Here is a 21,012-nt window from a genome sequence, read left to right as displayed (position 1 = left end):
GATATTCCTAGCGGTAGTTTGGTGCTTCTGCGATTTGCTGCAGGTGGTGCGGGTGGGATTCCTTTAGGCCCGCGGCGGTGATTTGGACGAAGCGCTTGGTCTTCAGCTCGGCCAGGGTGGCGGAGCCGGTATAGCCCATGGAAGCGCGCAGGCCGCCGATAATCTGGTGCACGATGGCATCGATATCGCCGCGGAAGGGCACGCGGCCCTCGACGCCTTCCGGAACCAGCTTGTCCTCGCTGCGGACGTCGGCCTGGAAGTAGCGGTCCTTGGAGTAGGAGCGCTTCTCGCCGGAAAGTCCGCGGCCCTGCATGGCGCCCATGGAGCCCATGCCGCGGTAGCGCTTGTACTGCTTGCCCTGGTAGACCACGATATCGCCGGGGGCTTCGGTGGTGCCGGCAAACATGGAGCCCAGCATGACGGTATCGGCGCCGGCCGCCAGGGCCTTGGCGACGTCGCCGGAGTACTGCATGCCACCATCGCCGATAACCGGCACACCGGCCGGGCCAGCTACTGCGGCGGCCTCCATCAGGGCCGTAATCTGCGGCGCGCCCACGCCGGCGACGACGCGGGTGGTGCAAATGGAGCCCGGACCGATGCCGACCTTGATGGCGTCGGCGCCGGCATCGATCATTGCCTGGGCGGCCTCACGGGTGGCGAGGTTACCGCCGATGACATCAACCTTGGAACCGAAATCCTTCTGCACGCGGGAGACCATTTCCAGCACGCGGTTGTTGTGGGCGTGGGCGGAGTCGACGACGAGGGCGTCCACGCCGGCGTCGACAAGCGCGGCGGCGCGCTGGTAGGACTCTTCCCCGGTACCGATGCCGGCCGCAACCAACAGGCGGCCGGCCGAGTCCTTGGACGCGTTGGGATACTGCTCGGTCTTGACAAAGTCCTTGACGGTAATCAGGCCGGTGAGCTTATTATCCGCATCGACGATGGGCAGCTTTTCCACCTTATTGGCCGAAAGCAGTTCGAGGGCTTCCTTCTTAGATACACCCTCGCGCGCAACAACAAGCGGCATGGCCGTCATGACTTCGCTGACCTTGCGGTCAAAGTCAGGCTCGAAGCGCATATCGCGGTTGGTGCAAATGCCCATCAGGGTGCCGTCCTCGTCTACCACCGGCAGGCCGGAGATGCGGAAGCGGGCGCACAGCGCGTCTACTTCCCCGATGGTCATATCCGGGCGCGCAGTGATGGGGTCGGTGACCATGCCGGACTCAGAGCGCTTCACAATCTCTACCTGCTCGGCCTGGTCCTCGGTAGACAGGTTGCGGTGCAGCACGCCGATGCCACCCTGGCGGGCCATGGCAATGGCCATGCGGGCCTCGGTCACGGTATCCATGGCGGCCGAGGCAAGCGGAACGCCGAGGCGGATATTGCGGGTAAATTGCGCGCCGGTATCGACCTCGGAGGGCACGATATTGGATTCGGCGGGCAAAAGGAGCACATCATCAAAGGTCAGGCCGCGCAGGGCTACCTTGTTCGGGTCATCTCCACCAGTATGAATACGGTTCTCGCTCATCGAGGTCTCTCCTTAACAGGTTTAGCGGCTACCACAACTGTAGTGCGTTGCCGGCCGACGACACCATTTGGGCAGGGGGTAAATTGCCTCGGGAGGGTAAGTTCAATAGGCTCGCAGGCGTGAACTTCTTCGCCAATATGCCCCGCGATCCTTTCGCCGATGACCCGAATGACCCTGCCTCCTTCCTAGAGGAGGACGAGCAGGTCATGCCGCTTACTGACGACGACCGGATCGCCATCATCCACGACCTCGCGCTGGTGCAGAAATTCGCGTCCATCCTCGGCCCGCGTGGCATCGATGGCATCTTCTTCCTGTGCGAGGATTGCCAGGAGAACCACTTCTATGAGTGGGATATTATGGCCGCTAATATGCGCGCCACCCTCGAAGGCGAGCTAGCGCCGGTGCATGAGCCCGGCGCCGAGCCCGATCCCTCCCGCTACGTGCCTTGGGACTACGCCTTGGGTTATTTGGATGGCCTGGAGGGCCGCTAGCTTCTACTGCTGCTGGCCCAACTCGATGGTGGTCGTCGGCTCATCCTCAACGTTGGGATTGGGCTGCGGGTTTGGCTGCCCCTGTTCCGTGACCACCACGGTTTCGGTGGCGTACTGAGTTTCGGTCACGGTGGCCTGCTCCGGCTGCTGTTCCGGTTGCGAAGCTTCTTCCGCCACGGTTTCGGTGGCAGTCTCCGTCACGGTGTGCGGGGTGGGCTTCGGGTGCGCAGAGCGCTTTCGATCCGCCTCGCGGTTGGCGGCGATGGCCTTTTCTTCTTTGCCTTCGGCCTCATCCAGCTTGGCGCGGGCGTCCTTCATCAATTCGCGAGCGCCTTCAATATCACCTTCGGCCGCGCGAGATTCCATCTCTTCCAGCGTGCCGGCCAGCTCTACATTGCGGGTCTTATCGCCCTTATCAAAGGTCCCGGCGTGCAGCATGGCTCCACCGGCTCCAGCGATAACTAGGGTTGCGGCGGCCGCACCGATAAGCCCATGTACGAACGGGCCGCCACGGCGGCGCTTGCGGGCCTGGCCTAGGTCGATGACCTCAGGCTCAGCATCGGCGCCTTCTACCAGCGGGGCTGGAGGCATCTGCTTGTCGACGTCCCCCTTTAACTCCAGCAGCAGCTCCGCCAGGTCATCCTGGCCGTCGGAAGGGTTAGTTCCCTTCGAAAGCTCGGTGAGGAATGCATCATCATCTACCAAGGGCTGGAGCTGGTCTGCTAGGCCGGCATTATCGCCGTGGTGCTTCGGTGCCATGATGGTGTCTCTCCCCCTTCCTTTCTATTAAGAGATATCTGCTGTAAGAGTCGGCCTCTAGGCCCTTAGCGCGCAGTTTCCTGGGCGGCTTGGAGAGCCTTTCGCAATTGAGCGAGTGCTCGGTGTTGTGCGACACGAACCGCACCTGGGGTGGAACCCACAATTTCCGCGGTCTCTTCTGCCGACAAACCGTTGAACACGCGCAGAATAACGATGTTTTTCGCCTTGTCACTTAACGTATCGAGCAAGGCGCGCATTCTGTTACTACCGTCGGCCTCCAATGCCCACTCTTCAGGGGTTGCGTCACGCGCGGAGTCTTCCGGAATTTCTTCGGTAGGGGTGGACTTATCGCGCCCCATGGCGCGGTGGGCATCGGTGACCTTATTGAACGCGATGCCGTAGACATAGGCCATAAATGGGCGGCCTGTGTCCTCGTAGGAGCCAATAGAGGTGGCCACTGCAAGGCAGATCTCTTGGGCTACATCCTCCGCGGTAGGTTGGCGGCCGCCGCCGATGCGGGCGCGGCAGTAGCGCAGCACCTGCGGGTGAATGATCCGCAGGACTTTTTGCAGCGCTCGACGGCTGCCGTCGACGGCATGCGGGACGAGATCCGCTAGCTCCTGTTCCTTATCACTCACGTATGCACCCTCTGACATGTTTTAAACCGGTAACTAACCATATTGGCACACGGGAAGTTTATGCAAAGGCGACGCGCGACCCCAGCGCCTGCACAACCCGAGCGGCAGAAAATTCACAAACCGTTAACCTTTGTCGTTTCCGCTGGTAAACCGTGGTACCGGAGGGGAGATCAAGGGAAGAATACCTAAAAGTCAAAAATAGGTAACCCATCGTTAACCCACGCGCGAAACACTACGTGAGGTTGCTTCCCGCGACACTGCGGAAGCAACACAAGAATTCTCGCCCTTACAAAGGAGCTAAGTAACGTGTCTCAGCCTCATTTGCTTCCCGGTCCCACCGCTGACCTGTGGGATTGGCAGCTACAAGGCGCCTGCCGCGGAGAAAACTCGGACGTGTTTTATCACCCAGATGGCGAGCGCGGCCGCGCCCGCGCCCAGCGCGAGAACCGCGCCAAGGCCATCTGCAATTCCTGCCCGGTCATTGATCTGTGCCGCGAGCATGCTCTGCAATCCGCCGAGCCTTACGGCGTCTGGGGCGGAATGAGCGAATCCGAGCGCGTCATTGCGCTGCGCCAGCGCCGCCGCGCCGCCGCGCCGGTCAACGCTTAAGGCAGAAGGTTAGGGGGAGACGAGGGCGTCGGCAAGAAAGCGCCCCGTCACCGAGTCTTGCTGCTCGGCTAGGTCGGCCGGGGTGCCGCTAAAGACCAGCTGGCCACCGGCCGAACCGGCGCCGGGACCCAAGTCGATGGCGTGATCCGCATGCGCGAGAACGGCCAGATTGTGGTCGATGCAGATGACGGTGTGCCCGGAGTCCACCAGCTCATCCAGCAGCGCCAGAATCCGGGCGATATCTGCCGGGTGCAGGCCGGTCGTGGGCTCATCGAGGACCAGTACATCAGCGGTAGACTTCTTATCGCTCAGGTGCGCTGCGAGCTTGAGGCGCTGGCGCTCGCCGCCGGACAAGGTAGACAGCGGCTGGCCTAAGGTGACATATCCCAGGCCGACGGTGCACAGGGTATCGCAGATTTTCGCCGCGGCCGGTGCCCTCGCACTCGGGACACATGCCGCCGGTGCGCTCGAACCGGCGCACCTCCTTGGTGCCGTTGACCTCGATGGCGCCCTGGCCGGAGGCGGAGGGCACATTGAAGGAGTAGGCCGCCGGGCCGCCGGCGCGCGGGGTGGCCATGCGCGAGTACAGCACGCGCAGCATGGCAGTGATATCGGTGGCGGTGCCAAAGGTGGAGCGAGAGGAGGCGGCCATGGGCTCCTGGCCCACCACGATGGCGGCCGTGAGATGCTCTAGCTTATCGACGTCCGGCCGGGCCAACGACGGCATAAACCCCTGCACGAATCCTGGGTAGGTCTCGTTGATAAGCCGCTGGGACTCGGCTGCGATGGTGTCGAAGACCAGGGAGGATTTGCCGGATCCGGACACACCGGTAAAGACGGTGAACTGGCGCTTGGGGATGGACAGCGAGATATTGCGTAGGTTGTTTTCGCGTGCGCCGGTGACCTTGATGTAGTCCACGGCCCTAGTCTAGGCACAACAAAACCCGCCACGCGGCAAGCGGGGCGGGCGATGTTGGGAAGGTTTAGTGCTGGTGGCCGTGACCGGCGTCAGCAGGCTGCTCTTCCTGTGGCTTTTCCACCACGGAGGCCTCGGTGGTCAGAACCATGCGGGCCACGGAGGTGGCATTGACCACGGCGGAGTGGGTGACCTTCACCGGGTCGATAATGCCGTTATCGATGAGGTTGCCGTACTCGAGAGTATTGGCGTTGAAACCCTCACCGTTGGACATCTCGGCAACGCGGGAGACGACGACGGCGCCGTCGAGGCCAGCATTTTCGGCGATCCAGAACGCCGGACGGGTCAGGGCGCGGGCGACGGCGAGAACGCCGACCTTAGCCTCGCCCTCGAAGCCCTCGGCAAAGGACTCGAGTTCCTTGGAAATCTGGACCAGCACGGAGCCGCCGCCGGCGATGACGCCCTCTTCGACGGCCGCGCGGGCCGCGTTGATGGCATCTTCGACGCGTAGCTTGCGCTCGTTGACCTCGGTCTCGGTAGCGGCGCCGACGCGGATGACGGCCACGCCACCGGAAAGCTTAGCCAGGCGCTCCTCGAGCTTTTCCTTGTCCCAGGTGGAATCGGTGCGCTCGATCTCGCGACGGATCTGCTCGCGGCGTTCCTCTACTGCTTCAGCGGTGCCGCCGCCATCGACGATGACGGTGTCATCCTTGGTGATGGTCACGCGGCGGGCAGAACCGAGCACGTCGAGGCCAGCCTCGTTGAGGTTGACGCCCACCTCTGGGTCGATGACGGTGGCGCCGGTAACGACGGCCAGGTCATCCATGAATCCCTTGCGACGCTCGCCAAAGTACGGGGCCTTCACGGCCGCGACCTTGAGCACCTTGCGGATGGAGTTGACGACGAGCGCCTGCAGCGGCTCGCCCTCGACATCTTCCGCAATGATGAGGGTCGGGCGGTTGGTCTCGGCGATCTTCTCCAGCAGCGGCAGGAAGTCCGGCAGGGAGGAGATCTTGTTGCGGACGAGCAATACTGCGGCGTCGTCCAGCACGGCGTGGTAGGTCTCTTCCTCCGTAGCGAAGTACGGGGAAAGGTAGCCCTTGTCAAAGGAAATACCCTCGGTGACATCGACGGCGGAGTCAATGGTCTGGGATTCCTCGACGGTGACAACGCCGTCCTTGCCCACCTTGTCCATGGCGCCAGCAACCATCTCGCCGACCTCTGGGTCACGGGAGGAGACGGTGGCTACCTGGGCGATTTCAGAGGAGGAGTTGACCGCGGTGGCGCGGGCCTTGAGCTCCTCGACGGCCTTTTCGGCCGCCGCCGCGATGCCGCGGTTGAGCTCGATGGGGTTGGCGCCGGCCGCTACGTTGCGCAAGCCTTCAAAGATGAGAGCCTGGGCCAGCAAGGTAGCGGTGGTGGTGCCGTCACCCGCGGTGTCATTGGTCTTGACCGCAACGGACTTGACCAGCTGCGCGCCGAGGTTCTCGAAGGGCTCTTCGATGTCAATATCGCGGGCGATGGTCACGCCGTCATTGGTGACGGTGGGGCCACCGAAAGCCTTGGACAGCACGACGTTGCGGCCGCGCGGGCCGAGGGTGACCTTGACGGCATCAGCCAGCGTATCGACGCCGCGCTGGATTCCCTCGCGGGCTTCTTGGTCGAATGCAATGAGCTTTGCCATATTTGGGCCTACTTCTCGATGACGGCGAGCAGGTCACGGGAGGACAGCAGCAGGTACTCCTCGCCGTTGTACTTCAGCTCGGTGCCGCCGTACTTGGAAAAGACCACGGTATCGCCTTCGTTGACGCCTACCGGGGTGACCTCACCCTTGTCGTTGGTGCGGCCTGGGCCTACGGCAACGACGGTAGCTTCCTGCGGCTTTTCCTTGGCGGAATCCGGGATAACCAGGCCGGAAGCGGTGGTGGTTTCAGCTTCTACGATCTGTACGAGGACGCGGTCCTCGAGAGGCTTAATGTTTGCCATGATGTTTCCTCCGTAGTGTTCGTATGCGCACCGGTATGGCGCGCGCGTGCCGGTTGTGGATGTCCAGCACAGCCGTCGTCGCGGGTGAACAACTGTGGGTCAAACAACCTGATTAGCACTCTACCCTCGTGACTGCTAACCCTCAACAATGACCCGGCCCACATTCCTACGCCCTCAGCGATCCTTTCAGCGCTCTCGTTGCCCGGCGTGGACAAAGCCGGCCAGCGCCAGCTTGACGACGCCCAGCGCGATAAACATGGCACCAAAAATCACGGCGAAGGCCGACCACCACAGCTCGTCTACCAGCGTTCGGCCGAAGGAAGCCTGTGGGGTGAGCAGGTGGTGGAGTGGGAGGAGCGTCGCCAAGCACAGCGCCCAGACCACGCCGGCCGCAGTCAGGGTGAGGCACGCCGCCTCCCCCACTTGCACGCGCGCCCAGGCCGAGGGGGTGGCGCCAGCCAGGGTGAGGCCGTGGATATCGGAGTCGATGCGCCCGCGCATCAGCAGTGAGGTAAGCACGGCGCCCACGATGCTGGGTGCAAAGACCGGCCCTAAAAGGGCGACAAAGACCTGCCACGAGGACAAGGTGCCGCCGGCGCCTGCGTCGTTCCCAAAGCGCAGGCCCGAGCCGACGGCGACGATAAAGCCGCCGAGGAGCACCCACGGCACGATGTGTGGGGTGGAAAAGTGCCGGCGCACCCGCACGTTGGCCCCGGCGATGCCGGCCGCGCGGGTCCATTGGTCGATACCGGGCATGAGCCAAGGTAAGAAGAGGGCGACGAGGATGACAAGCCCCATCTCGGCCGACAAGAGGTCACCCGGGTCATCGATGTGCAGGCACCCGTAGACCGTGCCGCCGATAGCCGCGGCCGCAAGCAGGAATTTCACCAGAAGCCACATCGGGTGTGCGGGAGTACGCGGCCGGAAAACGCGGCGCAGTGGAGGCAGCGCACCAACCAGGGCCGCGGACGTGCAGACGGCTACCGCAATGGCGGTGACCTGGCCGGTAATGGCGATATCCGGCATGGGGATTCCGTCGCTGCGCAGGGCGCGCACGCACGGTGCGAGCAGCGGACGGGCCGGCAGCACACCGAGGAGCCCGGCGGCCGCGCTGACCACTGCGACGTGGCCCAGGATGAAAGAGAGAATCATCCAGCCGGGCATGCCCACCATGCGCCAGGAGCGGTAGACCGGCTCGCGCTCGGCAATGATAAGGCGCATCTGCGATAGCGTCACCAACACCACCACGCACAGGGCCATGCCGAGCACCGTGCCACCCAGCGAGCCGGCGGGGTTCTCTTCGGCCCCGGAGGAAGCCACCAGCATGGCCAGCGCCAGAGTGCACGAGGTGGAAGACACTACCAAGGTCAGCGCCACGGCCAGCCACGATAGCCAATTGGACCGTAGGTCCTTAAGCCACACCAACATGGGCCACCTCCTCTAAGGAGATGATCCGGTCGGCCGCCTCAGCGGCGAGGTGCGAGTGGGTCACCATGACCACGCTGGCGCCATCGCGGGCGGCGGCGCGCAGGTGGGAAAGGACGGTGGATGCGGTGGCGTCGTCAAGCGCGCCCGTGGGTTCGTCGGCGAAGATATAGGGCGCCTGGGCCAGCAGTGCCCGGGCGACGGCCACGCGTTGCTGCTGCCCGCCGGAAAGCTGCGCGGGCAGGCGGCGCTCCAACCCGCTAAGGCCGAGCGAGTCAAAGACCTCCGCCACCTTGCCGCGTGTAGGGCGCCGGCCGGAAAAGCGCGCGGTCAAGGTGGCATTGCGCTGGGCGTTGAGGGATTCCAGCAGGTTATAGTCCTGGAAAACAAAGGCTCGCTGCTTGCGCCCCGGCGCATTGACTCGGCCGGAGGTGGGCTTATCGAGCCCGGATAGCAGGTTCAACAGCGTGGTTTTCCGCTGCCGGAAGGTCCCATGATGGCGACGAATTCGCTCGGGGCGATGGACACAGTGACGCGATTGAGCACAGTGCGGCGGCCGTAGCGCTTGCTGAGGTTGTCTGCTTTTAACATGCCTTTGATTCCACTCGGCCGCGCAGAAGAAAGACATGGGGCGGGCTACCGGGAAAATGGTAGAGCTAGCTCTACTGCCCCACCCTGGGTAAGGCGGCTAGGCTCATGGGTTATGCGAACCCTCAAAGCCTGCGCGTGGAGCCTCGTCCTCGGCGCGCTATTTATCCCGGCATTGGTGCTTTCGGTGCTGATGCTGCCGTGGATTCCGCTGGTGGGACGCGCCGCGGAATTTGTCGGCCGGTTGGGTGCGCGGTGGATGGGCGTGGAGATCCCACCCCGGCGCGCAGGCCGGTGGTTTGATTGGCAGCAGTTTTATCACCTTATTGTGCAGCTATTGCTTTCGGCTGCCTGCTTTGCCGCGTGGACCGCCGTGGGCTTTTCGGCGGGCGTGCTGGCAATTGCGCCGTTCGTGCCAAAGGCCGAATTCTCCTTTGGCGAGTGGTCCACCACCAACCGGCCGCTCATTTTCTTCACCTGCTGGCTTACCGCGGCGTTGCTGGTGGCTTTATTGGTAGGGCTTAACCGCCTGTTGGTCTTGGCATCGACCTCGCTAACCCGCCTAGCGTTGAGCCCTTCGGCCGAGGAATTGGCGGCCTCGCGTGCCACGCTTATCGATGCCTTCTCCGGCGAGCGCCGCCGCATCGAGCGCGAGCTGCACGATGGCCCGCAGCAGTACCTCACTGCGCTCAAGCTCAACCTGGCCGCGGCGAAATTGCAGGCCCCTCCGGAGGCGCAACCGGCCTTGGCCGATGCGGAGCATAATGCCTCTTTGGCCCTCGCCTCCCTGCGGACGACGGTGCGCGGCATCGCCCCGCAGGTGCTTTTCGACGCCGGACTTATCCCCGCCCTCGACGAACTCCTCGCCCACTCCGGGCTGGAGACCGAACTACACGTCGAAGGCGCCGAGCGCTCAGTGGATGAAACCACTGCCCTGCTGGCTTACCACGCGGTGGCCGAGGCGCTTACTAATGCGTCCAAGCACGGCGCGGCCACTGAGGCGATGGTAACGGTTGCTTTCGGGCAGATGCTGCGCCTAGACATCGTTGATAATGGCTCCGGACCCTGCCCCGGCCCCGGAGCTGACCTCGGCCACACGGCCAAGGAGCCAGCTGAGACGGGCACCGGTCTCGCCGGGCTGCGCGAGCGCGCCGCCGCACTAGGCGGCACGGTGAGCTTTGCCGCGGCTCATGACGCGGCTGTGGGTGAACGCGGTGGCCGGCTGCAGGTCGAATTACCGCTGAAGGAGGCCGAATGAAACTACTACTGGCGGAAGATTCCGCGCTGCTGCGCGCGGGGCTCGAGCAGCTACTCAGCGCCCTGGGCCATAGCGTTACGGTGACCACGGATGCCGAAGAACTGCGAGCTATTGCCGGGCAGGAAGATTTTGACCTGATTATCAGCGATGTGCGCATGCCACCGACCTTGACCGACGATGGCCTGCGCGCCGTGCATGACCTGCGTGCCGCAAATCCCACCCAGCCGGTGGTGGTGTTGAGCCAATACGTAGCGGCAAGCTACCTCGACCGTCTCTTAGAGCACGGCGGATTCGGGTACCTGCTTAAGGAACGCGTTTCTGATGTGGAAGAATTCGTGCGCACGCTAGACGAGGTCGCCCGCGGCGGCACCGTGGTGGACCCAGAGGTCGTAACTGCGCTGCTATCGGCGCGGCGTACCGGCCTAGCCCAACTCACCGCTCGCGAGCGGGAGGTACTGGGGCTCATGGCCCAAGGATTGAGCAATAAAGAAATTGAAGACACGCTCGTGCTCACCGCCGGAGCGGTAAGCAAGCATGTCTCCAATGTGTTCATGAAGCTCGGGTTTCGGCCCGAGGACTCAAACCGGAGGGTCAAGGCCGTATTGGCGTGGCTGCGCCACACCGAGCGCTAGCCAATGGGGCGACGCTCGCTACTTCTTCGAGCTGAGCCCGCCGAAAATATCGCTGGAGCTCAGGGAGCTGCTGCCTTCCGGATCCTTGGGCACCTCTGGGGTGTCTGGGTCGGTGGACTCGGTGGAGTCGGCGGGGTTGGTGGCGTCGTCGGCAGGCGCAGCACTGCGGTCCTTCTTCTTGAGCGAAACCTTGTCCACCAGGGTGTTATCGCCTTCGTTGAAGGTGGTAAAGGTGAGTTTGTCATCGGAGACGTCCACGCGCATGTAGTCCTCGGTGTAGTCCTGGCGCCACATGGCGGTGGACTCATGGGCAAGCTTTGGATCGATGGTCTCCATGCGCGCGCCCTTGTGCTTCTTATTGTTGACGTCGGTGAAGTCGTAGTACTTGCCGCCGCCCGCGGTGGTGGTGGTCAGGTACAGCGCCTCGCCATCCTTGGGCTCGAGAACATCGCCGCGCTGCGGCTTTTCTTCCGGCAGGACCGGCTTATTGTTCTTCATCAGGTGGCTGCGGGTGTAGATGTGATCGTGGCCGGAGAGCACGGCATCGACGTTGAGCTCAGAGAGTACCGGAGTGAGCTTCTCGCGCAGGTTGGTGACGTCCTTATCAAAGTGATGCGAGCCCTGGGAGTATGGGCCGTGGTGCATGCCGACGACGATCCAGTCATTATCCGCGCCGCGGGATTCGATGGCCTCACGCAGGAACTGCTCGTGGCGGGCGATATCGGCGTCGGAAGAAGCATTGGAGTCCAAGCCGATGAAGAGCACGTTATTGCGCTCGAAGTAGTGGTCGCGGATATCGTCTGCTTGGTGGGGGTTGGAGAAGTGCTCATCATGATGCTTCATGGTGAGGTTATAGGTCTCGTGGTTGCCTGGGACCGTGTTGGTGGGGATATGACGGATCTCCGGGGCGGAGAAGTACGCATCGTACTGCGGCACATGGGCGCCCCACCCCTCAACCTGGTCACCCAGGGACCAGATCATGCTGGCATTCGGCACGTGGGAGGCCGCGTGGCCGATGGTCTTGCGCCACTGTTCGGCTTGGTCATCCACCTTGAGGTCCACGCCGATCTGCGGGTCAGCGACGGTAAGGAAGGACCAGTCATCGCCATTGGAGCCGGTGTTGAAGGTCTCTGGCTCGGACCAGCCGCCTTCTTCGGATCCGACGCGGTAGGAGTACTCGGTATCCGGCTGCAGGTCGGTGGCGGTGGCGAACTGGGACTTGTACAGCAAGGCGCCAAAGTCGCGCTCGTCGGCGTGGAAGGTGGTGGTGCCTTCTGGGCCGGTAACCTCGAGGACCTCGTCTGCCTTGGACTTGGTGCGCCAGGTGACCATGACCTGGGATTCATCCTCGCCCGGCTGCAGAATGGTGCGGTAGATAGGCGAGTCAGCAGCCAGCGCCGGGGTGGCGGGCACGATGGCGGTGGCGCCACCTACTGCGAGGGCGGTGGCGAAGGAGGCGACGAAGCGCGATGAACGGAGCATACAGTTTTCACCTTTGGAGTCTTAGAAGAAGCGGTACGGCTCCCTAGAACACCATAAGAATGTGAACACCGTATTACGAGCGCGCGAAAAGCGTTTGAACCCTACCTGTGAGGGGCTGGGGTTTAGAGGCTCTTATCGGAGTTGATAACGGCCGCGCGCCAGAGGGTGTATTCCTCCGGGTTATCTTCGCGGTAGTTCTTCACTGCGCGAATGCCCTGTTCCACGGATTCGATGACGGTATCGATGGTGGTGTCTTCGCCCTCGGCATCAACGAAAATGACGGGGCCGCAGATGGAGCGGATGGGGTCCTGCAGGAAGGCGGCGTTGCCGGTGGCGGCTGCGTTGCGTGCCAGGGAGGCTACCGGGTTCGGCTCGGCGCCTTCGGCTTTGGCTTCGGGGTTGTAGAGCGCGGCGTAGGTGGTGCCGTCTTCCTGGAAAACAACGGAGACGCGGTCCTCGGTGGTGCCGCCCAGGAACTGGTTGGCGTGCTCCAGCTCGAACTCCAGCTTGCGGCGGGTGAGATCAGGGTTAACAAGGAAACCGACAGTCATGAGAGAAAGCTCCTTCAGAAAGCCAAGAGGGCATGAACGCCTTTAGAGTACCGGCCCCGCGCCCCGCCTGCAGCGCGAGCGAGAAGAACTTTAGGTTAACTGCGGCTCTTCCACATCCAGCTGGGTATCGGTGCCTACGCCGAGGCCAGAGGGCTGGGCACCTTCATGGATGAGTTGCGCGCCGACGGCCGCGATCATCACGCCGTTATCGGTGCACAGGGAAAAGCGCGGCACACGCAGTTCCACCCCGGCGGCGGCGCAGCGCTCGGCGGCCAGCTCGCGCAGGCGGGAATTAGCGGCCACGCCGCCTCCCAATAGCAGCACCCGGGCGCCGGTGTCCTCGCAGGCACGCACGGCCTTGGCGGTCAGGACATCGGCCACGGCTTCTTGAAAACTGGCGCAGACATCTTCCACGCTGATGGTCTCCCCTGCCTTTTCGGCGCGCTCCACGTAGCGGGCCACGGAGGTCTTGAGCCCAGAGAAGGAGAAGTCGTGGCGGTGCGGGCCGCGCAGATCCTCGGCGCGGGACATGCCGCGCGGGAAATCGATGGTGGCCTCGCCGCGGGCAGCGAGCTTATCAATCACCGGGCCACCGGGGTAGCCCAAACCAAGGAGACGGGAAACTTTGTCGTAGGCTTCACCGGCGGCGTCGTCAAGCGTAGAGCCCAACTCACGCATGGGCTTGCCGACGGCTTCTACCTCCAACAACTGCGTATGCCCGCCCGAGACCAAGAGGGCCACCGAGTGCGGCAGCTCTTCGCCTTCTAAGTTGGCCACGGCAACGTGGCCGCCCAAGTGGTTAACGCCGTAGAAGGGCACGCCCCACGCCGCGGCATAGGCCTTAGCGGCCGAGGCTCCCACCAGCAAGGCACCGGCTAGACCCGGCCCCACGGTGGCGGCGATGGCATCTGGCTTTTCGATGCCCGCCTCATCCAGCGCCGCCTGCATGACCTGCGGCATGGCCTCAAGGTGGGCGCGGGAGGCGATTTCCGGGACGACGCCGCCGAAACGCGCGTGCTGCTCCATGGAGGAAGCAACGGCATTGGCGAGGATTTCCATGTGGCCGTCCTCGCGCAGCTCGACGATGCCCACGCCGGTTTCATCGCAGGAGGACTCGATGCCCATGATCTTCATGACTGCTCCTTAATCTTCTGGGCGCTCGGACTGGCGCGGGCGCACCATCACGTGCGCATCCGCCCCCGAAGGCTGGTAATAATTCTTGCGGATCCCTTGCTTGGCAAAGCCGTAGCGCTCATACAGGCCAATAGCGGGATCATTGCCCACGCGAACTTCGAGGAAGACCGGGGCGTCCTTGAGATCCGCGATATGGCAGATATTGTCCATCATCATCCGCGCGATGCCGCGGCGCTGCGCGGCGGGGTCGACGCCAATGGTGTGGATTTCAAACTCCGGGTCCGCGGCCGGTCCCATCATGCCGATGCCCGCATAGCCCAAAAGCTTTACGGGCGCCGGTTCTTCGATCGCGCCTTCCACCCCGAGATAGAAGTTGAAGGGCTGGGCCATTTCTTCCCGGAAAATCCGGCTGGACCACGGAGTTTCGCCTGGGAAAAGGACCTCTTCCAGCTCGGCGCACCGGGGCGCATCGGCCGGGGTCAGCTCGCGCAGCTTCACAGCTCGACCTTCGGGATGGCGGCAGAAAGCTGTTGCTGCTTCGGCGGGACCGCATCTGGGCGGCGTAGATACAGCGGCACGACGGGAGCCGGTTCTGCCTCTAGGTCGGCCGCGGCAACGAGGGCTGCCGCGGTTGGCTGGGCCGCGCGGTGCGGCAGGGCGGCGAGCAGCTCGGGGAGTTGCTCAGCAAGGCGGTCGGGGATGATGACCTCGGCGGTGGAGGTAAGTTCCACCTCGAGTTCGGCCGGTTTCGTGACCGCGGGGCCAGAAATGCGCTGCACACCGGAGTCGGTAGCGCGATAAGTGGCCCAGTAGATCTCCTTGCGGCGAGCATCGGTAGCTACCAAGGCGGTGGCTTCGTCGGCCGCGGCGGCAGGATCTACGTGAAGCTCGGCGGCGGCCGCGATGGCATCGTGGGTGCAGATGCCGTGGAGGGGGATAGAGAGGGCGTCGGCAAGCGCGGAGGCCGTCGCCATACCCACGCGCAACCCGGTAAATGGACCCGGGCCCACGCCGGTGACCACCGCATCGAGATCGGAATACTCCATGCCCGCCTCTGCGAGGACCTCGGTGATGGTAGGAATGAGCAGCTCATTATGCGCGCGGGTATCCTCCAACACACGCTCGGTGGTCTGCCCGGTGGCGGTATCCACTACCCCGGTAACGAGGGCGGTGGTAGCCGTATCGATCGCGAGGACGCGCATTAGGCAACCATCTTCCAGGTGCCATCCTCGCGCTGGAAGCCCAGCGGCTGGGTGCCCTGGATCATGGGTACGCCGCCATCAAGGCTCTGGCCCTGCTGCTCCATGGCCTTGACCTGCATGTCAATCATCTCGCACACCTCGACCTTCTCCGGATCCAGCTCTTCGATGAAGGGCTTAGCGCTCTGGGAGATGGCTACCGCGTAGCTCTTGCCTTCCGGCACCGCACCGTCTTCAAAGGTGATGTTCTCGGTATCGATCTGTGCCTCTTTAACCTTGTCTTCGCGCATGCCCGGGCAGATGAAACCAATCGCGGGGTATTCCTCGCCATAGACATCGGTGGGCATGACGGTCATGACCTCCAAGTTATTTGGTGCCTTGGACAACGTGGAGGAGAGGTTTCCCTCCAAGTGGTTTTCCTCGCGCAGTGTGGAGGAAGCAAGAAGAACCATCATGACAACGATAAAGATGGCGATGATGGCGGCGGTGAGGTTGCGAGCGAATTTAGTCATGGGATGAGTATGGCTCCTTGAAAAAATGTTTAAGTTTCAGGCGGGCGGCGGTAGTTCTGGCAACCGATGCTACCTGGTTAACCGCAACACAAAACCCACAGGGTAGTGCCTGCCAGTGTAGGCGGGCGACCCTGTGGGTGAGTAATTAACGCGCGATATTGCCGCTATAGCAACAGCAAGAGCAACACCTGCGAGGCAATAATCTTGCCGATAATTGTGGTGGGATAGACCGTAGCCCATCCGCGGCCGGCCAACTCGGTGCCGGTTTGATCACGAATATAGGCAAAGACTGCGGGGTTGGTGGTCATGCCGGCCGCACAGCCCATGGCTTCGTCCCACTTCAGCTTGAGCACCAGCATGCCGATGACGCCGATCAGGATGGCGGAGACCAGGGTGATGATAAGGCCCACGCCCATGATGGTCAGGGAAGATGGATCCGTCAGGGCATCGCGGAAGGAGGCGCCGGCCGAGGTGCCCACGCCGGCCAGGAACAAGGTAAGGCCCATATTGGACAAGGTCTCACGGGTGTGGAATGGCATCTGCCAGTTCAACGGCCCGGTACGGTTGAGGTAGCCCAAGAGCAGGCCGACGACCACGGGGCCGCCGCCGAAACCCAGCTGCAGGGTGGAACCGCCCGGCATCGGAATAGGAATGAGGCCAAGCAGCATACCCAAGGACAGGCCGATGGCCATGGACAACAGGTCCGCATTACCCAACGCGGCCTCAGAGTCGCCGAGGTATTTGCGCACGTACGGCAGGCGGTCCGGGCTGGTGACCACGCGAACTCGGTCCGAGTAGTTGAGCACAGTGTCCGGGTGCGGCACGAGGTCCTTATCGCCCTTACGGATACGAGCGATGATAAAGCCGTGGTCGAGGGCCTTGATCTCGCGGATGGACTTACCGGCAATTTCCGGGTTGGACACGGTAACGCGACTGTACTTGAGACCGGCTTCCTCGGTCAGCTCCACTGGGTGTTCCTCACCCAAGACCTCAATGGCCTTATCGACGGCCTCTTCGGAGCCGTTGAGCAGGTAAGCCTCCCCCTCGCACAGTGGCATTTCCGGGACGGCGAGGCGATGGCGTTCCTCATCGGAGATGATACGAGTAGCCACTACGGTCTGGCCGGTAACGCGGTAGATATGGCCAGCGGTGTCATTAAAGTTCTTGGTCAAACGCACGCCCTTGGCCACAAGCTCGGCGGGAATCATGCCCTCTGCGCGGGCATCTTCCTCATGGTTGGCTTTGACAACCTTGGCGCCGATGGCGGCGACAAGGATCGCGCCAATCACCGCGCCTGGGTAGGCCAAGGAGTAGCCAACGACCGGGGTAGAATCGCCCACCATTTCCACCACGGCGGCCATGCCCGGCGTGGAGGAAAGCGAACCGGCGAACATGCCGACGGCCTCTGGCACGCTCAGGCCAAAGCCACGGATGAGGCCATAGCCCACCGCAACCAAGACAACCAACATACCCAGCATGAAGACGGTGAGCTTCCAGCCGCGGGTTTTAAACTCGCGGACAAAGGAAGGCCCGAAGCTGAGGCCAATGGCATAAACGAAGATCGCCAGACCAAATTGATAGACCAGCGGTGGAATTTGGATATCCGGATTGGCAGTAGATAGACCCAGTGCCACAAACATCGCAGCCGCGGCACCGAGAGAGATGCCGAAGATCTTGATCTTGCCAATCGCTAGACCCACCGCCATGATGACGAAGAGAGAAAGCAAAGGACTTGAGGCGAGAAAATTCAACACCTTTATAGAATTACGTAGTGGTTATACCCGGATCAAGTTTGCTTTCTGGGATATTCATCACTTAACCCCCTATAAGGCGGAACGATGTACTATGCACCATTTTTCCAAGACCATGTGAAGCGGCGAACATCCTCTACTGCGCCGGCATATTCTGCCGGCTCGCGGTCGATGCTGATAAATAGGTAGCGCTCCGCAATCTGCTCTACTAGTCCCCCGCCCCACTCGGCGATAATCACGGCATCTTCCAACTCCGTGTCCAAATCCAGCGCGTCGAGCTCCCCTAGCGGGTCCCCGGAATTAGCACCGCCTTCATCGAGCAGGCGGTAGGCATCCACGTGCACAAGGTCCGGCCCGCCCACCGTGGAGCGGTGCACGCGGGCGATCACAAAGGTCGGCGAGGTAACGCGGCCTTTAACTTGCATGCCCTTGGCGACGCCCTGCGTCAGCGTCGTCTTTCCAGCCCCCAACGGACCATCCAGGATCACTACATCGCCGGCTTCAAGCGCCGCACCTAGCTCTTCACCAAAGGCATAGGTTTCTTCCACCGTGGATAGGTCGCGGCTGCCAGATTCCGGAAAGCTACTGCGCATCTTCTTCTCCTATATATTCGCGTTCGGTTCGGCCATCGGGCAGGCACACCACCTCATAGTTGATGGTGCCTGCTGCCGCGGCGAGATCCGTAGCCGATACTCCCCCGTTGCCAAAGATCACGGCGTCTTGCCCTGTGTCCACGCCATGCGGGTTCTCACCTAAGTCCACCACAATCTGATCCATGCAGATTCTTCCTACCTGCGGGTAGAGGTGCCCACCAATGCCCACGCGCAGGTCGCCCTGATAGCCGCGCGGCAGACCATCGGCATAACCACAGTCCACTGTGGCCAAGAATCCCGGCTTATCCGCCTTCCAGGTCAATCCGTAGCACGTACCCTCTCCCGGTTTGATGGGCTTGACGTTAAAAATCTGCCCGGACCAGGTCATGGCCGGGCGCAAGCCGTGTTCGCGTCCTTCGATGGGCTCCAAGCCATAGCAAGCGGCGCCTACGCGCACCTGCTCGAAATAAGAGGAAGGACGCGTCAGTACGGCAGGTGAATTGGCCAGGTGATTGACTGGGCATTCCAAACCAATCTCACGCGCGAGCTGCAAGGCCGTGCGGAACGCCTCTTCCTGGGCGTCATTGTGCGGATTATCCGGCTCATCGGCACACGCAAAGTGGGACATGAGCCCAAGCACCTTGATGTGCGGGGCATCGCGCAACACCTTAAAGGTCTCTGCCCAATCCTCTTCATCCACACCGGAGCGGTGCATGCCGGTTTCCACCTTGACGTATACCTCAGCAGGAAAATCGGCCTTGACCAGCTTATGCGCCTGCTCAAGGGAGTTGACCGCTACCTCGATTCCATTGGCCAAGGCTTCTTCGAGAATTTCATCTGTTTGCCAAATCCACGCCACGATGGGCGCATCCACGCCCGCGCGGCGCAGGTCCACCGCCTCCCGCAGGGTGGCCACGCCAAAGCAATCCGCACCGGCGCGCGCCATCACCGGCACAACCTTGGCCGCGCCGTGCCCATAGGCATCGGCCTTGACCACGCACATGAGCTTGACCTCAGGCCCCACCTTTTCCTTGATGAGGCGGACGTTGTGCGCAATGGCGGAGAGATCAATCGTGGTTTTCAGCATGCCCACCATTGTGCCACTGCTCACCCTTGGGCTGAATTCGGGCGGGGTGTGGCGCACTGACTCGCGATACCTCCACCTTGGCAATGTCCTCTATAGAAACTTGCCTCGTAAGTTTGATCCGCGAGCAGAAATCTTCATCATGGCTCACCACTAGCAATGCGCCCCGATAGTTTTTCAAAACTGAGACCAACCAATCAACAGTTGAAATATCAATGTTGTTAGTCGGCTCATCGAGCATTAGCAATTGCGGCGCCGGATCCGCTAAGAGCACTCTGGCGAATTCCGCCCTAAATCTTTCGCCTCCCGAGAGGGTCCCTGTCAACGCATGAACCGAGTCAGATTGAAACAACAACTGAGCTAGCTGATCACGGATGAACTGCGGATCCTCTCGTGGATTCGCGTTGGTAACCACGTCCCATACGCTTAGAGAAGGATCTAATCCAATTCGTTGACGCAAATACCCCGAGTTGCCGATCACGTAGCCCGCCTCACCGGAGTTAATTCGGTTTAAGAGCGTGGTCTTGCCACTTCCATTTGGTCCTGACAAGCGCACCCGTTCTGGGCCGACAATCGTCAGCCCAGGAATCGAAATAACCCGCTTTCCTTCCGGCAGCTCAGTTTGTGGCAGCTCGATATAGACCGAATCATCATCTCGTATGTTTCGCTCAGCTCGAGCTAAAGAGCGTTGGGCCGCTTCAACTGCGCCTGAATGGATTTGCGCTCTGCGTGATGCCGTCTTTTCGGATCGCTGCTTATCAAGCTTCATCGTCATGCCTGGTTTGCGCTTCGACTCCGCGAACTTCTTTCCACGGCGCGCATCACGCGCAATTCGTGTTTGCATTGCTTGTTGTTCGCGGAGTTGCTGCTTATAAGTCGCCTTGGCGGTAGATACTGCTTTCTGAGCTACTTCCTGTTCTGCATTAATCGTGGCTAGGTAGTCGGAATAGTTGCCTTGGAAGAAGCGTAGGTTCCCATCCCTTAATTCCGCTACCTCGGAAACTACATCCAACAGGTCTTTGTCATGGCTTACCACTAGCACCGGCGCCGCGGCATTTACCAACATATCTTTCAGATGCTTCTTAGCAGTTCCGTCGAGGTTATTGGTCGGTTCATCGAGGATAATGAAATCCGGCTCGGACAAGAACACCGCCACCAAAGCGACGCGGACCGCTTCACCTCCAGAGAGGCTTTTGATAGGGCGGTCCAACGGGATATCCAATCCGGCGGCGGAAAGGGCAGCGGCAATGCGCTCACCGACGTCCCATTGCTCCCCAATTAACTCATAGAGTTCTGGTTCATACTCACCGGCTTCGACTGCGGAAATCGCCGTGAGCACTTGGGTGACACCGAAGATGTCTGCTACTACATCATTTTCATTCCAAGCAAGGTCTTGTGGCAGGTACGCTATCGATTCCGGCTTTTCCACCGTTCCAGCAGTAGGCAAGATTTTGCCAAGGATGACGTTTAACAGAGATGTCTTTCCTGCACCATTATCCCCAATCAGCGCAGTTAAAGGGCCAGAAAAGGCACCGTTTAGGCCACTGAAGCAGGTTGTGCCATCGGGCCATACTAGGGAAAGGTCGTTCAATAAAATAGGCATGCTTAAATCCGTTCTTCCTTTAGTGTTTTACGCAAAAACACGACGGATGAGCACTGCCTACTCCTTTCACCGACAACAATTGCTCCCAATAGCATAACAGTTTCAAGCCTTGAGTTCAGAGGGTCGTTGCAACACTTTCCCTTAGGAGGGTGTTGTTGTGTCTGGGGTTGTCGGCCCGTTTCATTCGTTGTCTGAGTCGGATCGTCGTGGCTTAGTTGCCTTGGTTGGCAGTGGGCGTAGTGTCCGTTCGGCGGCTGGTGAGCTTGGTTGTCA

The 21,012-nt window shown here is 61.6% G+C and carries 22 protein-coding genes and 1 pseudogene; 4 read left to right on the top strand and 19 right to left on the bottom strand.

The features are described from left to right. Nucleotides 1–7: 7 nt before the first annotated feature. Entirely contained in the window at nucleotides 8–1,528 is a 1,521-nt protein-coding gene (gene guaB, locus QP965_RS10210; RefSeq protein WP_086587817.1) for an IMP dehydrogenase, read from the bottom strand. A gap of 119 nt (nucleotides 1,529–1,647) precedes the next feature. Here guaB and QP965_RS10205 point away from each other — a divergent pair, with 119 nt between their 5' ends. Beyond that, complete coding sequence (locus QP965_RS10205; RefSeq protein WP_005326826.1) at nucleotides 1,648–2,019, top strand: DUF5319 domain-containing protein; 372 nt, start codon at nucleotides 1,648–1,650, stop codon at nucleotides 2,017–2,019. A 3-nt stretch (nucleotides 2,020–2,022) separates the two neighbouring features. Here QP965_RS10205 and QP965_RS10200 read toward each other — a convergent pair whose 3' ends face one another. Both QP965_RS10200 and QP965_RS10195 read right to left on the bottom strand, forming a co-directional pair. After that, a complete protein-coding gene (locus tag QP965_RS10200) occupies nucleotides 2,023–2,778 on the bottom strand; it encodes a hypothetical protein (protein WP_284765978.1) in 756 nt (251 codons plus the stop codon). A 65-nt stretch (nucleotides 2,779–2,843) separates the two neighbouring features. Next, complete coding sequence (locus QP965_RS10195) at nucleotides 2,844–3,416, bottom strand: sigma-70 family RNA polymerase sigma factor (protein ID WP_284844850.1); 573 nt, start codon at nucleotides 3,414–3,416, stop codon at nucleotides 2,844–2,846. A gap of 306 nt (nucleotides 3,417–3,722) precedes the next feature. Here QP965_RS10195 and QP965_RS10190 point away from each other — a divergent pair, with 306 nt between their 5' ends. Then, on the top strand, nucleotides 3,723–4,025 hold the full coding sequence (locus QP965_RS10190; protein ID WP_269954181.1) for a WhiB family transcriptional regulator: 303 nt from the start codon (nucleotides 3,723–3,725) through the stop codon (nucleotides 4,023–4,025). Nucleotides 4,026–4,064: 39 nt separating this feature from the next. Here QP965_RS10190 and QP965_RS10185 read toward each other — a convergent pair. The 6 genes and pseudogenes from QP965_RS10185 to QP965_RS11610 all read right to left on the bottom strand — a co-directional run. Then, nucleotides 4,065–4,944, bottom strand: a pseudogene (locus tag QP965_RS10185) (ATP-binding cassette domain-containing protein); the annotation flags it as partial. A 64-nt stretch (nucleotides 4,945–5,008) separates the two neighbouring features. Further along, the gene (gene groL / locus QP965_RS10180) at nucleotides 5,009–6,625 is read right to left on the bottom strand and encodes a chaperonin GroEL (RefSeq protein WP_284844851.1); all 1,617 of its coding nucleotides are present in this window, start codon (nucleotides 6,623–6,625) and stop codon (nucleotides 5,009–5,011) included. Nucleotides 6,626–6,633: 8 nt separating this feature from the next. Further along, nucleotides 6,634–6,927: a co-chaperone GroES gene (groES, locus tag QP965_RS10175; RefSeq protein ID WP_005322702.1), complete on the bottom strand. Its 294-nt coding sequence runs from the start codon at nucleotides 6,925–6,927 to the stop codon at nucleotides 6,634–6,636. A 186-nt stretch (nucleotides 6,928–7,113) separates the two neighbouring features. Then, nucleotides 7,114–8,355: an FtsX-like permease family protein gene (locus QP965_RS10170; RefSeq protein ID WP_284844852.1), complete on the bottom strand. Its 1,242-nt coding sequence runs from the start codon at nucleotides 8,353–8,355 to the stop codon at nucleotides 7,114–7,116. Next, a complete protein-coding gene (locus QP965_RS10165; RefSeq protein ID WP_284844853.1) occupies nucleotides 8,339–8,815 on the bottom strand; it encodes an ABC transporter ATP-binding protein in 477 nt (158 codons plus the stop codon). The genes QP965_RS10170 and QP965_RS10165 overlap by 17 nt, the downstream gene beginning before the upstream one ends. Further along, nucleotides 8,812–8,943 carry a hypothetical protein gene (locus tag QP965_RS11610; protein ID WP_284844854.1) on the bottom strand — a complete coding sequence of 44 codons (132 nt, stop codon included), beginning with the start codon at nucleotides 8,941–8,943 and terminating at the stop codon, nucleotides 8,812–8,814. The genes QP965_RS10165 and QP965_RS11610 overlap by 4 nt, the downstream gene beginning before the upstream one ends. Before the next feature lie 112 nt (nucleotides 8,944–9,055). On the opposite strand from QP965_RS11610, the gene QP965_RS10155 reads away from it, so the two are divergent. Together QP965_RS10155 and QP965_RS10150 are read left to right on the top strand one after the other, a co-directional pair. Next, the gene (locus QP965_RS10155; RefSeq protein WP_284844855.1) at nucleotides 9,056–10,198 is read left to right on the top strand and encodes a sensor histidine kinase; all 1,143 of its coding nucleotides are present in this window, start codon (nucleotides 9,056–9,058) and stop codon (nucleotides 10,196–10,198) included. Continuing rightward, nucleotides 10,195–10,830 (top strand): response regulator, encoded by a 636-nt coding sequence (locus QP965_RS10150; RefSeq protein WP_284765983.1) that lies wholly within the window; start codon nucleotides 10,195–10,197, stop codon nucleotides 10,828–10,830. The genes QP965_RS10155 and QP965_RS10150 overlap by 4 nt, the downstream gene beginning before the upstream one ends. Nucleotides 10,831–10,848: 18 nt before the next feature. Here QP965_RS10150 and QP965_RS10145 read toward each other — a convergent pair whose 3' ends face one another. The 10 genes from QP965_RS10145 to QP965_RS10100 form a co-directional block, all read right to left on the bottom strand. After that, nucleotides 10,849–12,312 (bottom strand): purple acid phosphatase family protein, encoded by a 1,464-nt coding sequence (locus QP965_RS10145; protein WP_284844856.1) that lies wholly within the window; start codon nucleotides 12,310–12,312, stop codon nucleotides 10,849–10,851. A 122-nt stretch (nucleotides 12,313–12,434) separates the two neighbouring features. Then, entirely contained in the window at nucleotides 12,435–12,863 is a 429-nt protein-coding gene (locus QP965_RS10140) for a hypothetical protein (RefSeq protein ID WP_005326848.1), read from the bottom strand. A 90-nt stretch (nucleotides 12,864–12,953) separates the two neighbouring features. After that, entirely contained in the window at nucleotides 12,954–13,997 is a 1,044-nt protein-coding gene (tsaD, locus tag QP965_RS10135) for a tRNA (adenosine(37)-N6)-threonylcarbamoyltransferase complex transferase subunit TsaD (protein ID WP_284814313.1), read from the bottom strand. 9 nt (nucleotides 13,998–14,006) lie between these two features. After that, nucleotides 14,007–14,495, bottom strand: coding sequence for a ribosomal protein S18-alanine N-acetyltransferase (rimI, locus tag QP965_RS10130; RefSeq protein ID WP_239235107.1), 489 nt, complete (start codon nucleotides 14,493–14,495; stop codon nucleotides 14,007–14,009). Then, nucleotides 14,492–15,199, bottom strand: a complete 708-nt coding sequence (tsaB, locus tag QP965_RS10125; protein ID WP_284814309.1) for a tRNA (adenosine(37)-N6)-threonylcarbamoyltransferase complex dimerization subunit type 1 TsaB — start codon at nucleotides 15,197–15,199, stop codon at nucleotides 14,492–14,494. The genes rimI and tsaB overlap by 4 nt, the downstream gene beginning before the upstream one ends. Further along, nucleotides 15,199–15,708 (bottom strand): hypothetical protein, encoded by a 510-nt coding sequence (locus QP965_RS10120; RefSeq protein ID WP_284844857.1) that lies wholly within the window; start codon nucleotides 15,706–15,708, stop codon nucleotides 15,199–15,201. The genes tsaB and QP965_RS10120 overlap by 1 nt, the downstream gene beginning before the upstream one ends. Nucleotides 15,709–15,872: 164 nt before the next feature. After that, nucleotides 15,873–17,462, bottom strand: coding sequence for an aspartate:alanine exchanger family transporter (locus tag QP965_RS10115; RefSeq protein WP_284844858.1), 1,590 nt, complete (start codon nucleotides 17,460–17,462; stop codon nucleotides 15,873–15,875). Between the two features lie 89 nt (nucleotides 17,463–17,551). After that, complete coding sequence (tsaE, locus tag QP965_RS10110) at nucleotides 17,552–18,052, bottom strand: tRNA (adenosine(37)-N6)-threonylcarbamoyltransferase complex ATPase subunit type 1 TsaE (RefSeq protein WP_284844859.1); 501 nt, start codon at nucleotides 18,050–18,052, stop codon at nucleotides 17,552–17,554. Further along, nucleotides 18,042–19,145, bottom strand: coding sequence for an alanine racemase (alr, locus tag QP965_RS10105; RefSeq protein WP_284821990.1), 1,104 nt, complete (start codon nucleotides 19,143–19,145; stop codon nucleotides 18,042–18,044). Before alr ends, tsaE begins: the two co-directional genes overlap by 11 nt. Beyond that, nucleotides 19,120–20,739 (bottom strand): ABC-F family ATP-binding cassette domain-containing protein, encoded by a 1,620-nt coding sequence (locus QP965_RS10100; RefSeq protein WP_284844860.1) that lies wholly within the window; start codon nucleotides 20,737–20,739, stop codon nucleotides 19,120–19,122. The genes alr and QP965_RS10100 overlap by 26 nt, the downstream gene beginning before the upstream one ends. Nucleotides 20,740–21,012 lie beyond the last annotated feature (273 nt).

It is taken from the genome of Corynebacterium sp. MSK074, from assembly GCF_030229735.1.
GTDB lineage: Bacteria > Actinomycetota > Actinomycetes > Mycobacteriales > Mycobacteriaceae > Corynebacterium.
Note: the sequence above shows the minus strand (reverse complement) of the source record. Positions and strands in the feature narration are given on the sequence as shown.

Coding starts and splice junctions, on each gene's coding strand:
- QP965_RS10155 (WP_284844855.1), top strand. CDS start 9,056: ATGCGAACCCTCAAAGCCTGCGCGTGGAGCCTCGTCCTCGGCGCGCTA.
- QP965_RS10145 (WP_284844856.1), bottom strand. CDS start 12,312: ATGCTCCGTTCATCGCGCTTCGTCGCCTCCTTCGCCACCGCCCTCGCA.
- QP965_RS10150 (WP_284765983.1), top strand. CDS start 10,195: ATGAAACTACTACTGGCGGAAGATTCCGCGCTGCTGCGCGCGGGGCTC.
- tsaB (WP_284814309.1), bottom strand. CDS start 15,199: ATGCGCGTCCTCGCGATCGATACGGCTACCACCGCCCTCGTTACCGGG.
- QP965_RS10170 (WP_284844852.1), bottom strand. CDS start 8,355: ATGTTGGTGTGGCTTAAGGACCTACGGTCCAATTGGCTATCGTGGCTG.
- groES (WP_005322702.1), bottom strand. CDS start 6,927: ATGGCAAACATTAAGCCTCTCGAGGACCGCGTCCTCGTACAGATCGTA.
- groL (WP_284844851.1), bottom strand. CDS start 6,625: ATGGCAAAGCTCATTGCATTCGACCAAGAAGCCCGCGAGGGAATCCAG.
- tsaD (WP_284814313.1), bottom strand. CDS start 13,997: ATGAAGATCATGGGCATCGAGTCCTCCTGCGATGAAACCGGCGTGGGC.
- guaB (WP_086587817.1), bottom strand. CDS start 1,528: ATGAGCGAGAACCGTATTCATACTGGTGGAGATGACCCGAACAAGGTA.
- tsaE (WP_284844859.1), bottom strand. CDS start 18,052: ATGCGCAGTAGCTTTCCGGAATCTGGCAGCCGCGACCTATCCACGGTG.
- QP965_RS10100 (WP_284844860.1), bottom strand. CDS start 20,739: ATGCCTATTTTATTGAACGACCTTTCCCTAGTATGGCCCGATGGCACA.
- QP965_RS10200 (WP_284765978.1), bottom strand. CDS start 2,778: ATGGCACCGAAGCACCACGGCGATAATGCCGGCCTAGCAGACCAGCTC.
- QP965_RS11610 (WP_284844854.1), bottom strand. CDS start 8,943: ATGTTAAAAGCAGACAACCTCAGCAAGCGCTACGGCCGCCGCACTGTG.
- QP965_RS10120 (WP_284844857.1), bottom strand. CDS start 15,708: ATGACTAAATTCGCTCGCAACCTCACCGCCGCCATCATCGCCATCTTT.
- QP965_RS10140 (WP_005326848.1), bottom strand. CDS start 12,863: ATGACTGTCGGTTTCCTTGTTAACCCTGATCTCACCCGCCGCAAGCTG.